The sequence below is a fragment of the Sporosarcina sp. FSL K6-3457 genome (genome assembly GCF_038007285.1).
Lineage (GTDB): Bacteria > Bacillota > Bacilli > Bacillales_A > Planococcaceae > Sporosarcina.
Genome location: NZ_JBBOWX010000002.1, coordinates 26482 through 43476, shown reverse-complemented (window position 1 = coordinate 43476; position 16995 = coordinate 26482). Strand labels below are relative to the sequence as shown.

The following is a 16995-nucleotide window of genomic DNA, read 5'->3' as shown; positions in this document are numbered from 1 at the left end:
GAACGTACGTTTTATATCAGTCACATAAAGAAACGTGCGTTCCGAATAATTGATGAGGATAAGTAGTGACTATACTCAAACTGAGGGGAGAAAATGTTATGGGAGTTATGATCTTTTTAGACATTATGCCGAATCATATTGAAGATACCGAGTGGGAGAAAGTGTATGAAGAAACGCTTGAACTCATACATGCATATCCATTTTTGGATAGCGTGTTTGACGATGCTACTTATGATTGCAATTGGAAATATACTATCCAGACAAAAGAAAGAGAAATAAGATTCGCGGATAATCAATTAGGATGGCATGCATTCGGCGATGAAGAATCATTGAGGACAGCGGAGTCTTTTAGCTTGGTAAGAAATCTTGAATATTATCGTAAAAGGGCTAGACAAAATGGGAATTGTGATGATATTTTGTTTTCGAAGATTTATACCTATCCTGGTATAAATGAGCATCTAAACTCCTTCACTGTCAACAAGGTTTCAGTCTTTGATTCGAAAACGCAAGGTGAGCCTTTTCATATTCCTCTGCTAGCAATCGCTTGTTTGATAGAAAGCCGGTTCCCTAAGCATGCGATTGTCAGTGGAGATATTTCCATTGGTCAAATGAAACACGCAATTGACTGGGCCAATTCAATTCTGCAGCATCCAATATCATTAACAGAACGAGCCGATAATGAAAAGCTATTGCAAAGAGTGAAAACGGGAGTGAAAGATGATGTTGCTACATTAGAAGCATTTATGAGTTTGCAGATGCAAGACCACAGTTTTGAACTAGGGACATTAATCCGAAGGGAATTTTCGCCAGAAGCGATTATGGCGTATTATCTAGCACATTTCCAGCAGTACAAAGTCGGAACAATTGGATTTTCTACTCAACTGTCTAACTACGTTAGCCTAGGATTTCATATTGCTGATGCTTGTAATATTTGTGTACTGATTCCGAATGGCTGTAACTATGACGCTGGAAAATTTGCGAAGGCTGTATTGTCATTGGAATGGGAAAAAATACTGATAATATGAATGACTTATTGTCTTCACGTATTAACAGTCCCGATTCTCCCCATCCAGAAACCGTTAACTCAATGTTTAGTAAGATGATGCTCCAAATGACGGGCTTTCGAGAGTCAGTAAAATCGAATCTATCCTACGAAGAAGTCGTCGCTATTTTACGCGAACATTTAGGAGGGCTTTGCGATATAGATTCCTTGTTGGATAAGAAAACAAACAAGCAGGAGGTCGATGCCGATGCAAATGCTTTATTCGAAAAACTCCTCAAGGAACTGGAAGACGAGAGAGAGGCCGAACGGGTCGAAATGGAACAATATACAATAACGGATATAGATGAGTTGATTGTTTGGAAAGTTGGTCAAACAATCCACCCTGCACTGGAAGATTCGCTCACTAAGGTAAGAGTATTTGTCGAGCAAATTTTAGAAAATGATAAGGAATCCTTTGAAGAGTTTCAAGATAAATCAGCGAAGGATAAGATGAAGGTACTGATATACTTCAACAAGCAATTTTATATACACAAAAAAGTTTGGGATGAGCTATCTGAAAATATTCATGACCCACTCCTTACAAATAAAATGATTGGCCTTATGCGCATTGATGCATCGGGGCTTAATATTAATAAGTTATGCAAGGCATTGGCGAATAATAGAGATTTGTTTAATGCGTATCTGGGTTGAATAAAGGCTAAAAACAGGAAGTCATTTAACTTCCTGTTTTTATATTGAAGAGATTTTGCTTTTCCGTAAGGAATGAAAAATCGATCGTTTACATACTCAAGACACTAGTTCTCCCCAATTACCATCAGCACAGTATCCAAATCGATCCCTGTCAGTTGTGCAATCGTTTCAGCTGCTATTTGTTGGGAGTGCATGTTTAGCACAATTTCCTGATTTCTTTTGGCCGTACCTAGTTCTAATCCTTCCACTATTCCTTCTTTTCTCCCTCCCACTATTCCTTCTTTTTTACCCCTAGCCACTCCAGCCTTTTCCCTATCAATTTCCCTTTGTTGCTGCCCTCTCAATTGTGCATCTCTAAACTCGGCAATTCGGCGTGTCACGGGGTCGTCGCTCAGTCGTTGAATTTCTTCAAATGCTTCTTTCATTATCGGGTTTTCCATTGCTAACGCCTCCTTCATTTGTCGGTTTCCTTTTAAAAATAACAGCCACTTTTCAAGTTCGTCTGCCTTTTGTAATTCGGGTTTTCCTAGTTTCAGCAGCTCCAAAACATGTATTTCGACGTGGTCAGTAAACAGCGTTCCATCCTCTGGATCCATTAATTGAAACATACTATGAAACTGTATTTTCGGCAACCAATTGAAATCCGTTATGATAATTTGAATCGCCTTATTCAGTGCAGTATACTCTTGTCCTACCTTGTCTTGATTTGTATACATTTTTGCCCAGTACATGAGCATGCGCTCTGCAAATGCGGCATGATCTTTCAACTGAATTTCTACATTAATTTGTTCACCTGTGTGTGTGACGACTCGAATATCCATCACAGCTAGTTTGTCATCAGAATGCTTTATTTCGAGGTGAGGATCCGTCAACGTAACAGAAGAAATCGTATCATGCAAAACGGCATTTAAAAAACTAAGCAAGAGCTTATTATTCCGCTGATCACCGAAAAAACTTTTGAAAACAACGTCATTACGCATATCCAACAAATCCTGCTCATACGTCTCATTTTGCTCACGAACAACCGCCACCATACAAAACACCTTCCATTCTTTTTCTTTTTATCATAAAACGTATGTTCGTAAAAAATCAAGTATGATAATTGAACATTCTTTCAAATTAAAACAAAAAAATAGCCCTCAAATCGAGGGCATCCACTACCTATTATTTATATAACTTACTCCCGCTCCACGACCTCTACCAATTCGCCCTTCACCGCAACCCGCTTGGCACCGGACACCGTGCAAGTAATAAGTGTGATTTCGTCTTTCCCAGCCGTGTCATTTAGCACTTCAACAAATGTCGGCTCGATGACTTCTGAGCTGCTAATTTCGTAGATGTACGTTTGGTCGCCTGCATGCAGATAAACTTTTTCACCAATGGGTACTTCAGCTAGATTACTAAAATGACGTCCATCGCGATAGCCTCTATGACCCGCAACGGTAAAATTGCCAATACCCGGTTGCTGATTGGGCTTGATCTGGGTAAGTGCGATGTTGAGATTTTCGTCAGTTGTTTCGCTAAGGATATGCTGCTTTATATTAATATAAGGAATTTCAAGCTCCATGACATTTTGCAGCTGTTTTTCTGTTAATGATAAATTGGCAATTTGCTCAAGTGCAACGGGTTCTGTGCCGTCTGACTCAGCAATGAGTGACAAAGCCTGTTCCATCGCCTTGACCTCTTTGTTCTGATTCCATTCCACATATAGTGGAAAAGAAACGAGGACAAGCCCCGTTATCAAAAGCAAAATACCGATAAACGATTTTTTGTTTTTCAAAGGTTCTCATCCTCTTTTCTATTAACTATAGTAATCAATTATTGGTGTGTCTTACGACGACCGATCATCATTCCACCCATTAAAATGAGTGCAAATCCGATGATCATCATGTACAACATATTTTGTTCGCCTGTTTGTGGAAGTGTTGCTTGTTCTCCTCCAGCATTGCCAACCTGTGAATTAAGTTGACCATCTTTGCCAAGAAGTCCACCTTCAGCTTTGTCGCCACCTGATCCATGAACAGATGCATTTGGATCGTTAGCTGTATTTTCGTTACCAACTTCACCTTGCTCGTTACCAACACCTACGTTACCCGGATTTTCCGGATTAACACCTGGTGTTTCTTCACCCGGTGTGCCTGGTGTTTCTTCACCTGGTGTTCCTGGCGTTTCTTCACCCGGTGTGCCTGGTGTTTCTCCACCCGGAGTGCCTGGCGTTTCTTCACCTGGTGTGCCTGGTGTTTCTCCACCCGGAGTGCCTGGCGTTTCTCCACCTGGTGTGCCTGGTGTTTCTCCACCCGGAGTGCCTGGCGTTTCTCCACCCGGTGTTCCTGGGTTACCTGGATTCCACGGGTTCCATGGGTTCCAAGGGTTCGGGTTCCACGGATTTCCTGGATTTCCTGGATTACTTGGTTCTCCTGGGTTACCTGGTGTTCCTGGCTCTCCTGGATTTCCTGGGTTACCTGGTTCTCCCGGATTTCCTGGGTTACCCGGTTCTCCTGGATTTCCTGGTTCGCCCGGATTCCCTGGTTCATTCGGATTACCGACAACAGCCTGACATTTACCTTCAGTGAAATCAACAGTTACTTTTCCTAACTCTGTTTCTCCTTCAAATACAGTATACTCGCCTACTGGCACTGTATTCGGTACTGTAATCTTACCATCTGCATCCGTCGTACCCGAAGCTACAACCGTTCCAGTTGCGTCCTTCACAGTAACCTCTACGTTTCCACGTATATTTCCTTCTGCATCCTTTACAGTAATTGTGAATTCTGTACAAACTGCCGGCTCAACCGGAGTCGTTACTTCACCTTGACAATTACCCTCTGTGAAATCAACAGTCACTTTACCTAAATCTATTTCACCTTCAAATACAGAATAGTCACCTTCGACTACTGTATTTGGTACCGTGATTTTACCATCTGCATCCGTTGTACCTGTAGTCACAACTTCCCCAGATGCATCCTTCACAGCAACTTCTACGCCTTCGCGTACATTACCTTCTGCATCCTTCACAATAATTGTAAATTCCGTACAAACCGCCGGATCAACCGGAGTTCCTACTACACCTTGACAATTACCATCTGTGAAATCAACAGTCACTTTACCTAAATCTGTTTCTCCTTCAAATACAGTATACTCACCTGGTGATACTGTATTTGGTATTGTGATTCTGCCATCTGCATCCGTTGTACCCGTAGCTACAACTCCCCCAGATGCATCCTTCACAACTACCTCTATACCTACGCGCACATTACCTTCTTCATCCTTCACAGTCAATGTGAATTCTGTACAAACCGCCGGCTCAACCGGAGCTCCTACTTCACCTTGACAATTACCCTCTGTGAAATCAACAGTCACTTTTCCTAACTCTGTTTCTCCTTCAAATACAGTATACTCGCCCGCTGGCACTGTATTTGGTACTGTGATTTTGCCGTCTGCATCCGTCGTACCCGAAGCCACAACATTGCCTTCCGCATCCTTCACAGTAACTTCTACATTTTCACGTACATTACCTTCTGCATCTTTCACAGTGATTGTAAACTCTGTACATACATTTTCACCTGGAGTCGTAACCTCATCCTGACAATTATCCTCCGTGAAATCAACATTCACTAGTCCTAACTCTTTTTCACCTTCAAAAACTTTATACGCACCAGCAATCAACAAAGCATTGCCAATCGTAATTTGACCTTGCTCATTCGTTGTACCCGTCAAAACTTCAGTTCCAGTCTCATTCTTCAATGTAACATCTACATCTCCACGAACAAAACCTTCCGCATCCTTCACAGTTAATGTGAATTCTGTACATGCTGGACCTGGTCCTGGTGAAACTGGTCTAGGCTTCACAGTTGCTGAACAATCGTCTTTCACTGTGAATGAATTAATGAGTTTCGTACCTTCATATACTTTGTAGGTACCACGTACAATAACATTATCAAATGTAACTTTTCCATCTGTGTTTGTAATAAATGGACCACCAGATGAATCTGTAACAATATTACCTACTGCATCTTCCACCGTTATTTCAACGCCTTCACGTGGATTACCACTTCTGTCGTTTACAGTTAACGTGAAATCTGTACATGTTGGTGCTCCTGTTACTTCAGCTGCACAATTGTCATTTAGGTAACTTATTGTCATTTCATCAATTAGGAAATTACCATCGTAAACGTCATATGTGCCTGCTGATAAAAATTCATTTGGTTGAAGCTTGATTTGACCATTAGCATCTGTTGTTACAGTTGTAATAGTAGCTTTAGTTGCTTGGTCTTTCAACGTTACAGTAGCATTTCTCCGCACATCACCATTTCCATCTTTAACAGTAATTGTAAAGTCAGTACATGTTGGTGCTGGTTGGACAGATGCTTCGCAATCAGTGTTTGTTGTGAATTTACCGATTTCTTCCCCTGCAATTTCTGCAGTGTATTCATCAGCCTTTAAGCCACCAACCGTTGTACCATCACCCAAAGTGATTTTACCACCTACTGTAGTTTTGGTAGCAACAGGAATGCCATTACTATCCTTGATTGTAACAGAAGTGCCATCAGCGACCATTTTTCCATCCATATCTTTTACCGCTAATACGAATGTTGGACATGTCGGAGCTTGTGTAACGACAAATTCATAACCACAGCTTTCTTTGTACGTTAACTCCACTTCACCTAAATATTGATTACCTTCATAAACAGAATACTTTCCTGGCTTTACACCATTCGTTTCATCTTGTTTATTGGATGTAAAAACAAACTTACCATCCGGAGTTGGTGTCGCTTTTACTTCCGTAGTACCTTGTTTTAATGTTAATTCAGTAATATCTATACGAATTACATTTTGATCGTCCTTCACAACAATTGTGAAGTTATCACATGTTGGTGCCGGTGCAACTTCACCTTCACACTCACTGTCATATTTGACTGTTACGTCTCCTAAAGGCCCTTCTGTTTCATGTGTCACTTGATATTTACCTGCTGGGAAGTTCTTAGGTAATAAAACTTTACCATCAGCATCTAAAGGATGTTGAAGTTCTGTTTCTTTTCCATTTTTATCTGTTAAAGTTACTTTCCCCGATGTAATTAATCCTCCGTCAACATCTTTTACTGTAATTGTAAATTCATCACAGCTTCCCGCCGGTAGCGGTGTTGTATTGACAAGTTCTGTAACTAAATCTGGATTCTGATCAAGCGTTGTAGTTGCATCTAATCTAAATTCAAACTCACTCATTATAGTATAGTCTGTAGGTGCAACTACTTCGCGAACAAAATAATTATTATACGGTACATTTTCAAATGTAATTTCTCCATTTGCATCTGTTGTAGCCGTTTTAATAATATATTCATTATTCGCTGTTTTCTTCACTAATTGGAATTCGACACCTGCAAGCGCTGCGTCTTTCACTTCACCTGTCTCTGAGTCAATTCCAATCTTTTTAAACTTCGCACTACCGCGCGTAGAAGTGAAGCTTGAATCTGAACTACTGAAGTTAAATGCACCACTAAATTTATCCTCAGTTTTTTGATTATTTTCAGTTTGACCACCGTAGTGTAACGTTGCTGTATTTTCTAATGGATTGCCTGATTGTCCGAAGCCAATTGTTTCATATTGCACTTGATACCCTACATTTTCTAGGCTAGGGAACGTTAGCGTAAAGCCACCATCTGCATTGAATGTTACAGGAATACCACGTTGTGCAAGTGTTTGCCAATCGGTATTATTTGATATTCCATTAGCGGTAACATTATATGTTGCAATTCGAATGCTATCTTCTAGCAACCATAAATTATCGCCTGGTAAGTCTGTTAACTCAACATCTGTTCCTAAGTTCGAATTTGACTTATTCACATCTAATGTCCAAGTAATTTTTTCTGTTGCACTGTTTTGATTTGGATCTCTTTTCGTAATTAAGTTATTCGCTACATTCTCATCTAATGTGACTGGAGTCGAGCCAAGTGTGAACGTTTGACTACCCTTTGTCTGGAATGTGGCATTATTCTCATATACATTCCCGTTATCCGTTGCAGTCGTAGAACCGATACCTATAATATTATCCGAATCAATCGTTTTATAGCGTACAACATAGGCTTGATTGTTAATACTAGAATCCAATGTAGGTTTAAAAGTTAATGTAAAGCCACGATCAGATTCTACAGTAATGTCATAGTTGCTAGCATCAATTGGTGTCGTGCCAATCGTACCGCCCGTATCGTTACCACCAAAATTGGTTAACGGAAGGACTTCAATCGTACTACCTGGAACGTAGTCATGCCCATCAACAACAGTATCAACTAATACCGCACCTTGAATATCCTTTTTATTAATATTAACTCTTACATCCCATGTAAATTCACGTGTGGAGTAGTTAAAACTTCCAGATTTACTACCATTATTCACTGTTGTTGTTCCTGGTTCATATTGTGCTCTAGCTGTTTTAGTATAATCTACACCGCCACTAGTCCACTCTGTCATAGCCGTGTTACCGTACCCTTGCGTTTCTACTTGACCATCGTCACCAATTGCAAAAGAAGTTTTGTATATGACTGTAGCAGTTTGACCAGCAGGTACACTAATGCCTGTAATAGTGAAGCCTTTTTTCGAATCACCTTCTATTAAAGCGTAAGTTGCATCTGCTCCATTAAGTTGGACTCTATCCCCTGCATCCTCTATTAACTCATGCTCACCATTGTAAGCACCGTTTGTAAACGTATCAGTTAACGTAAGATTAGAAATAGCCTTGTCTGGATTATCCGATTTAATGTCGATTGTCCAAGTAATCGTTTTATTATCAACATCAATCGTACGAGATTTTGTTAATAAATTTTCACTTAAAGAGTAAGTGCCTGTATTAGATTTTCCAGCACCGTTTGTTACAGTGTTACTTAATGTTTGACCAGTAATATCTGCTTGTTCGATAAAATCTTTCGTATTGTATTTCGATTCATACGTTATTGTGTATGCGTCAGAAGTGTCTCCACCAAAATTAATTGTGAAAGTTTTACCATCACCTGTATTAGGACTAACAGTAAAGTTATTTGTAACATCCGTGCCCGATGAAACATTCGTTTCTACATTCCCATTCGCATCGTTCATTTTATACACTTTAATCGTGCTAAAGTCGATGTCATGTGGGCCTGAAATCGTATCTTCTAGTGTCGCTTGAGCAGCAAGAATATTTAGCAAATTGTGGTTGTAATCAATTCGCCAATTTTTCGTATAGTTATTACCTGTTGCATTATGTTTTTCTAATGCTTTACCATAAGTAATTGTTTGTGGTGCACTGCTGGAACTTTCTTCTGGCTGTCCATCATTTGTGAATGTTACTGTATTGCTAAAGTTTTTTGGACCGTCACGATCTTCAGCATCTAAGTTTACTGCTGTTTTATACGTAATTTTATAAGCATTTCTGCCTGTTAATTCTGCACCAATATCTGCCCAGTCCTTACCAGTAAGTACTGGAGTACCTGAACCAGCTTTATTTTGAACACCTTTCAAATCAACTGTGTATTGGGAAACATTAACTGAACCATCGACAATTGCGTGTCCGCCTGTTGCACTATCTGTCAATGATGCGTTATTTAATACTTTCCCTGCTTCATTCACCCAAACTTCCCATTCCATTACGTGATTACCATCTACTCCTGGAGTAGGTGAACCCGTTGCCGTTTTCTTTACTTTTTCACCGCTCGTTGATGGCTGGAATGTAAATGTAGCTTTAATCGTATCCGTTCCGCCAGTAGCAGCTGGAATTTCTAGTTCTTGTTCGATTTCATCACTAGTTAATTTGAAGCCAGAGTTGAACTCGATTGCTAACGTTTCTGGGGTGTCACTTGCCTGATCGAATTGCATTCCGCTTAATTCTACTGTTACATTATTACCTGAAGTACTGTATGCATAAGTAATGCCGTTTACTGTTTTTGAGCCTTCGAATGCTTGATCAAAATCAATCAATGAATTTGGCAATTGGAACTCAAACGAACTTCCATCTCCCCATGCTTCACCACTTGTATTTTCCATGGGAACAGAGAAATTCACTTCGAAGTTTGCTATTGTACCTGGGTCTAACTCTTGCGTGAACGATCCCGAATCAACCTGTTGACCTCCAATCGTCATTTTAAAGCTAGTAAGATTGGCACCTGTGATTGGTTCTGGAACACCTGCAAAAAAAGTACGCATCTCTTCACCAGCAATAACTCCGTCATCCTCAACTACTGGATTTTCATCGTTTTCTGGTGGTGTCAATCCAGTATCGGGATCTCCTTCCCCCTCCTCCGGAATTACTGGTTCTTCATCTGATTCACCCTCTTCTGGAATTGCCGGTTCATCCGAAGGTTCTTCTTCACCTACAATTACATCATTACCATCCGAACCATCTTCGACGATTTCGTCTGGGTTAATGGGTGGTAATTCACTCGCACTAACCGCTGCAATCGGGCCTAATATCGTTTGCCCAATCAACAACAGCATGAGTGCAAATATGTTTAATTTCTTCATGCTTCTCCTCCTTGCTCTTTCTTGCTTGTAAATTGACTACGTGTTACATAGTGTTGCGAAATGATCGAAACTACTTTTCTATGCATATGCGTCACGTATGCATCCCCTTTCGATGGTAGATTTAATTTATATAGGAAATATATAAATACAATAGGTGGGTAATAACTCAAAAAATACATTTAATTGAACATATGGTGATTATCGGATTATTTTTGATAGTTTGAAGTTTTTTCTTTTATTTATTTTCGTTTAGTTGAAACTAATTATTATCGTAGTCTGTTTAGTAGGTAGAGAGATAAGCTTTTTTTACTTTGACAAAGTCATTAAGGTATCTATTTAAGTTAAATGTTAGCTCGTTGCATCAGTTACGTAAGGTAATTGATAGGCGTTTACGTGATTGTTCACTTAAGCTATCAAGAAATCCGTTGCAACTTACTGGTGATGAGTCTTTGATACGTTGTTATTTACAAAAATTGAAGACGGGCATATTTGGTGAATCTAGGTTGATTTATACGTCTTATGTATGCTAGATATGAGCAGTATGTACAGGTGCTTAGACAGCTTGAGCGTACTACGGGTATTGTGTTGTATCCCTTGCCACTATTTTATGGTTTATTGATATTTCTGTTTCCAGGATCAGGGCAGGCTTTCTTGCGACGCTCGATACTGACACGCTGGAAATGGCTATGCAGAACAGGCATTATCATAACATGGTGATTTTTTCCAAGCGATTAAGGATGGCAATGCCATTCATATGACTGTTGATTAGCGTGAGTTGCTGTTTCTTGTACTGGTCCATGTGGAAATTACGCATGCTGAAATTATTGAGCAGCCGATTGAAACGCTTGTGCTTGTGCTTGTCCAACAACAGACGGAAATTATGTTGTTCGTTTCTTTATTGGAAGACGCGTTTGGTCTGTCGTTACGTGACAATTCGAATTTCTTGGACTGGCGAAGCTAGAGACTCATTATTATCGAAAGAAAGCATTGCTAATTTCTATAGATAGCTACAGGCTAAGCCAGTTCACCTATACTTTGTTAGAGCATCATTTTTCGGGTCGCATGGAGATTATTTGTGGCAATCAGCACAGCCTTAGTCACGAATCGGTAGACAAGCTGGCGATTGACTTTATCATCGCTGACACACCTTTGGATTTCACAGATGTATAGATTGTCCTCATTAACCGCATCCCTACGCCGAAAGATTTGGCGAATATTGAGCAGATACTGCAAAAAAAGCAGACTGGTAGTCTTTCATAATGATAGAATAGCGACCTATACAAAATCTATACAGAAATGACCGCTCCCTAGTGACTGATGTCAGAAGGGGCGGTCATGGATTTTTTATGCTTTGGTTTTTGGGTGGATTAGTGTTGTGGAGGGATGTTAAATGGTTTCTTTTAGTTTTTTGATGGCTTCGATGTCTAGGTGTGTTACTTCTGCGATAACGTCAATTGGGAAATCTTTTTTTAACATTTCAAGCGCAACTTTTGTTAGACTTTTTTCCGCTCCCATCTTTACTCCTATCTTTTCACCTTCTTCTCTGCCTTCTTTTCTACCTTTTTCTATTCCTTTCTCTATTCCCCTCTTCTCTCCAATTTCCTGTGCCCCAGTCAAAATTGCTTCCATTGTTGGAGAAACAAATTCCCTTTCAATTTGACCCATTCCATTTACCTCCTTTTGCACAATCGGTGCCATTGTATTGTTTAATTTTTTGGATAGTTCTTCAGGCAATCGCAATAAATAGTCAATAACTCTTAATGAGCAAATTCACTTCCAGTAAGTTCCTTTGGGCAAAATAAAAAGACAGAATACACCCTTTGGGTTAGAATGAAAGTTCCTACACCATCAATCTACCAAAGGAGTGTGCCTGTCTATGTCTAGCTTATCACACCACCAACAAATTGAGGAAGGATTTCAAACCTGGAACTTACCCTTTTATTTTTCGAAACCTGTAGTACGTCATCTCCTCCATTTTATAGACGGTATGTCTAGTATCGGTTTCACGGGAAAGTTAACGGAAATCCATGCACTCAGTCATCATGCAAAACATCGCACCACACTCGGTCATTTTTTACAACATAGCCCGTGGAATGAGTCTTTTCTTCTACGACAATCAAAAAAACATGTTTTACGAAATATGAAAAAAGACGAGCCGACATTTTTATTGCTCGATGACACCATCTCCCAAAAGACAAAGCCTTCGTCACAGGCAACGTCACCTATACAAGCCACCGGCTTTCATTTTTCGCATACAGACGGAAAAAGCGTCTGGGGACATCAAGTTGTGCAATTAATGATGGCTAATCAACAAACTGCTTTCCCTTTTGACTTCCGTTTATTTTGCAAGGAACAAGACCAGAGTAAAATTGACTTATCCCTTGAAATGATTCGGCAAGTTCCAACTTTTAATCACCCAACATATTTACTTTGCGATAGCTGGTACACCTCGAAAACCATTATTGAAGCAGCTTTTTGTAAGGGGATACATACCATTGGTGCCATGAAAACCAATCGTATTTTGTATCCAAAGGGCATACGGATTCAAGCCAAACAATTCGCCACTCACATTCAACCAACAGAAACCAATTTCGTGACAATTGGGCAGGAAACCTATCGTGTGTACAGATATGAAGGTGCACTCAACGATTTGGCAAATGGCATAGTTTTACTTTGTTGGCCATCCGATGACGAAACATTGGATCCGAAAAACATGCGTTGCTTTTTAAGTACAGATGTCGAATTAACAAATGAACAGATTTTAACCTATTACGGCTATCGCTGGCGAATCGAAACTTATTTTCAACAGGTCAAGGGACATCTGGGTTTTCAAGGGTATCAAGTGCGAAGTCGGAAAGCGATTCAACGTTTTTGGATACTTGTACAATTTGCGTATTTATTTTTAAGTGATATTTATGGAAAAAGCTTTACACAAACTATCCATCTTGTTCGAAAGAACAAATTCGCGAGCATCATTGAGTTTGTGCACAACTCAACCAAACATGGTGCTTCACTTGAGCAAATCAAAAACGAGCTACAAGTAGCCTAATGCATCAGTCTGTCATTTTTTATGGGAAATTTTACATTGAAATATGCTCATTTAGAGCAATAAAATAGAAAACGATGTAAAGTACTGTATCGTAGTCCCTGTTGATTTTCAAAACTTCTCGCATGAGCTTCATTTTAAATGCATAGCGCTTGTCTACGTCTTCTTTTGTGTCATGCATATATTTTATGGCGAGAACCATTTTGCTGAATAGCTTGTCTGATTGCTCTAATTCTTCATAAGAATGATCGATGGTCTTGTATATATTATACGCATAATTCAGTTTTGTGCCAAAATAATTGTAGTGAAATTCGGTGGAGTATTCGCTTTTATGAGGTGAGGTCATGATGGCTAGGGCAACGATTTCTTTGTCATATTTATCAAAAATGCGGTAGAAATATTGAAACATTCGTTTGGCGAAGTCGGGTTCGTTATCACTTTGGATTTCTATGTGAACCAACACCCATTTTTCCTCGCCATCCCTTAGGTGAACTTTGACCAGTTGGTCAGCTATCTTCCGTCCTTTCTTGTCTTTTATAATTTGTTGAAATAGCTCTTGTTGAATAAAATCGGCTTTTTTCGAGAAGTCAACTTGTGCATGTAAATCCGGAGCAAAATACAATAAAAAGTCTTCGAACAATTCGCCAATTACTGTCTTCCACAGACCATCCTGATCGACATTCCCTACTTCATAATCCGTGGAATTTTCCCATATTAACGCTGTCGCCATACTCTTCAACACCTCCATTATTCGTCTTACCTCTACCCTATAACGGAAGGTGTAATATGTAAATTGTTTAGAGAAACCAAGTATTTATTTTGAGCTATGAAAACAAGGGCATATTTCAATTTCCGGGTGAAAAGTGGGACATTTCAAGGGCAAAAAAGGGGCAAATTGAAATTTTTACTTTTTCAAGGGTGGGAAAGTGTTAGTTTTTATGACTCAGAATAATGGGTGGATCAGTTCTCGATATTCGTCGTACAGTTTCCACTCTAGGTAGCACAGTTCGGGCAATTGATCGTACAGTTAGCACGGGGTAGCTCAGTTCTCAACATTCGTCGTACAGTTTCCACTCTAGGTAGGACAGTTCGGGCGATTGGTCGCACAGTTAGCACCGGGTGGCTCAGTTCTCGATATTCGTCGTACAGTTTCCACTCTAGGTAGGACAGTTCGGGCGATTGGTCGCACAGTTAGCACGGGGTAGCTCAGTTCTCAGAATTCGTCGTACAGTTTCCACTCTAGGTAGGACAATTCGGGCGATTGGTCGTACAGTTAGCACGGGGTGGCTCAGTTCTCGATATTCGTCGTACAGTTTCCACTCTAGGTAGGACAGTTCGGGCGATTGGTCGCACAGTTAGCACGGGGTAGCTCAGTTCTCAACATTCGTCGTACAGTTTCCACTCTAGGTAGCACAGTTCCAGCGATTGGTCGTACAGTTAGCACGGGGTAGCCCAGTTCTCAGTATTCGTCGTACAGTTTCCACTCTAGGTAGCACAGTTCCAGCGATTGGTCGTACAGTTCCGCCGGGTAGCTCAGTTCTCAGTATTCGTCGTACAGTTTCCACTCTAGGTAGCACAGTTCCAGCGATTGGTCGTACAGTTCCCCCGGGTAGCTCAGTTCTCAGAATTCGTCGCACAGTATCTAGAATAGGTAATCCAGTTTTATATGAAAGAGCCCTTTCAAATGTGAAAAGGCTCTTTCATTACCAGAAAACCCCAATTTATAAACCCGTTAAAATGATACACACTATTTGTAAACTGCGATTCTTTTATTACAAATACCTCTCAAACCAGCCCGTAATCTCATCCAACCTCGCCACACGCAAGTTCGGCGTCCCCGTGCGCGATAAGTTATGACTTGCATCTGGGAAACGGACAAATTCCGTTACTTTCCCCATGCTTTTCAATGTGATATACAGCTGCTCCGCTTGTTCAATCGGGCAACGGAAATCTTTCTCACCGTGGAGAATGAGCAGTGGTGTCTCAACGTCTTTCGCATATTTCAGCGGTGAATGCTCCCATAGCTTGTCGACATTCGTCATATTCGCGCTGATTTGCCAATCGCTAAAATAATAACCGATATCAGACACGCCGAAGAAGCTAATCCAGTTCGAAATTGAGCGCTGTGTGACGGCTGCTTTGAAACGATCCGTATGCCCCACAATCCAGTTTGTCATGAAGCCACCATAGCTACCGCCTGTTACACCAAGACGTTCTGTGTCAATCCAATTATTTTCTCCAATTACGAAGTCGAGCCCTGCCATGATGTCTTCATAGTCCCCGCCGCCATAATCGCCGCGCACCGCATCGACAAATTCCTGACTATAGCCATGGCTACCGCGTGGATTTACATATAACACACCATATCCTTGTGCCGCCAATAGCTGCAATTCATGGAAAAATGTATTGCCATACATCGCATGCGGTCCACCGTGGATTTCGACGATGAGCGGGTATTTCTTGCCAGCCTCGTAGCCCACAGGTTTCATCAGCCAGCCATGCACGTCCCAATTGGTGGCTCCTCGGTAGACGATTGTTTCTGGCTCAACGAGTTCCACTTCTTCCACATAGGTTGCGTTGAATGAAGTGAGTGCCTGGCGTTCGCCCGTTGTAATGCTTTGCTTATATAACTCGCCTGGGTTGATAGCATTGCTAACCGCGACCAACGCAAACGCACCATCCGCAGAAACGTCATAGCCATAGACGTGTTCATTGTCTGGTGAAGCTGGATATACCTCCCCTTCAAGCGTCGCAAAATACAATTGGACATCGCCCATTGTCGATAATTGAAAATAGAGCTGGTTGTCTTGCGTCCAAACGGCTGCTGGCGCACTCGCTCCTTGCTGATGATCCGCAACTGAATAATCTCCAACTGGCGCATCGATGCTTTCCGTCAAATTCACCAGTGTCTCTTGTTGCATATCATAAACGTATAAGTCACCATGTGTGGCATTTTGATAGGTGCGGTCTGAGCCTACGAACGCGATGTATTGGTCATCGTATGAAAATCGCGCACCACCGTAATAGCCTTCTTCTTCAATTAGCACGGTCTCTTCCTTCGTCTCAATATCAACGAGGAATAACGGCTGGCGGAATTCATAATCCAAATTTTCTTGCCGATTTACGCCCATCACAAGCTTTTTCCCATCATGTGATATCGCCTGTAATCCATGCTGAAAATTACCTTCCGTGAACTGTGTCACATCTCCCGTTTCAATATCGACAACTCCGATTTGTCTAAACGTATCTTGCGGTAGCAGCCCTGCACCGTCCATCTGATACTTCATGGTCGTTACACGATATGGCTCTGGCTTTTTCTTGTCCTCTTTTTCTTCTTTATCCGTGAATGTCTTGCCCTCTTTGACGACTGCGTTGACCCAGATTTGCCGACCACATGGCGACCATAGGAAACTCGACACGCCTTTTTCAAACGTCGTCAACTTCTTCGCTTCCCCGCCTCTTGCCGACAAGATGTACACTTGATTTTTGTCTTCACGATCCGATAAAAAAGCAATTCGTTTGCCATCCGCCGACCATTTTGGTGATGAGACACTGCCTTTGCCATGCGTCCACTGTGTCACCTCATTCGACACTAAATCCACGTGGAATACATTCGACACGTACTTATTATCCTCCTGCTCAATATGCGTCTTCACAAACACAGCTTCCTTGCCATTCGGCGCCAGCTGTGGATTTGTCACAGACTGTAACGTGAACAAATCATCGACCGCTACTTTACGTTTTTCCATCATCCATTCCCCCTTATTTT

The 16995-nt window shown here is 41.0% G+C and carries 11 protein-coding genes; 5 read left to right on the top strand and 6 right to left on the bottom strand.

The annotated features are described in order from the left end of the window. The first annotated feature begins 98 nt into the window (after positions 1-98). Entirely contained in the window at positions 99-1025 is a 927-nt protein-coding gene (locus N1I80_RS22230; RefSeq protein ID WP_340740160.1) for a hypothetical protein, read from the top strand. Next, the gene (locus tag N1I80_RS22225; RefSeq protein WP_340740159.1) at positions 1001-1693 is read left to right on the top strand and encodes a hypothetical protein; all 693 of its coding nucleotides are present in this window, start codon (positions 1001-1003) and stop codon (positions 1691-1693) included. The genes N1I80_RS22230 and N1I80_RS22225 overlap by 25 nt, the downstream gene beginning before the upstream one ends. Before the next feature lie 104 nt (positions 1694-1797). Here the strand turns inward: N1I80_RS22225 and N1I80_RS22220 are convergent, their stop codons facing one another. The 3 genes from N1I80_RS22220 to N1I80_RS22210 form a co-directional block, all read right to left on the bottom strand. Beyond that, positions 1798-2727, bottom strand: a complete 930-nt coding sequence (locus N1I80_RS22220) for an Rpn family recombination-promoting nuclease/putative transposase (protein WP_340740158.1) — start codon at positions 2725-2727, stop codon at positions 1798-1800. A 143-nt stretch (positions 2728-2870) separates the two neighbouring features. Next, complete coding sequence (locus N1I80_RS22215; protein ID WP_340740157.1) at positions 2871-3473, bottom strand: class D sortase; 603 nt, start codon at positions 3471-3473, stop codon at positions 2871-2873. Positions 3474-3511: 38 nt separating this feature from the next. Further along, entirely contained in the window at positions 3512-10180 is a 6669-nt protein-coding gene (locus N1I80_RS22210; protein ID WP_340740156.1) for a collagen binding domain-containing protein, read from the bottom strand. Positions 10181-10491: 311 nt separating this feature from the next. On the opposite strand from N1I80_RS22210, the gene N1I80_RS23410 reads away from it, so the two are divergent. Together N1I80_RS23410 and N1I80_RS22205 are read left to right on the top strand one after the other, a co-directional pair. Next, positions 10492-10710, top strand: a complete 219-nt coding sequence (locus tag N1I80_RS23410) for a helix-turn-helix domain-containing protein (RefSeq protein ID WP_445683718.1) — start codon at positions 10492-10494, stop codon at positions 10708-10710. A 245-nt stretch (positions 10711-10955) separates the two neighbouring features. Continuing rightward, positions 10956-11141: a hypothetical protein gene (locus N1I80_RS22205; RefSeq protein WP_340740155.1), complete on the top strand. Its 186-nt coding sequence runs from the start codon at positions 10956-10958 to the stop codon at positions 11139-11141. A gap of 425 nt (positions 11142-11566) precedes the next feature. Here the strand turns inward: N1I80_RS22205 and N1I80_RS22200 are convergent, their stop codons facing one another. Then, a complete protein-coding gene (locus N1I80_RS22200) occupies positions 11567-11845 on the bottom strand; it encodes a hypothetical protein (protein WP_340740154.1) in 279 nt (92 codons plus the stop codon). A 211-nt stretch (positions 11846-12056) separates the two neighbouring features. Between N1I80_RS22200 and N1I80_RS22195 the strand changes: the two genes are divergently transcribed. Next, the gene (locus N1I80_RS22195) at positions 12057-13229 is read left to right on the top strand and encodes an IS701 family transposase (protein ID WP_340740153.1); all 1173 of its coding nucleotides are present in this window, start codon (positions 12057-12059) and stop codon (positions 13227-13229) included. Positions 13230-13260: 31 nt separating this feature from the next. On the opposite strand, the gene N1I80_RS22190 is transcribed toward N1I80_RS22195, so the two are convergent. After that, complete coding sequence (locus N1I80_RS22190; RefSeq protein WP_340740152.1) at positions 13261-13956, bottom strand: Rpn family recombination-promoting nuclease/putative transposase; 696 nt, start codon at positions 13954-13956, stop codon at positions 13261-13263. Positions 13957-14998: 1042 nt separating this feature from the next. Further along, a complete protein-coding gene (locus N1I80_RS22185) occupies positions 14999-16975 on the bottom strand; it encodes a S9 family peptidase (protein ID WP_340740151.1) in 1977 nt (658 codons plus the stop codon). Positions 16976-16995: the final 20 nt, after the last annotated feature.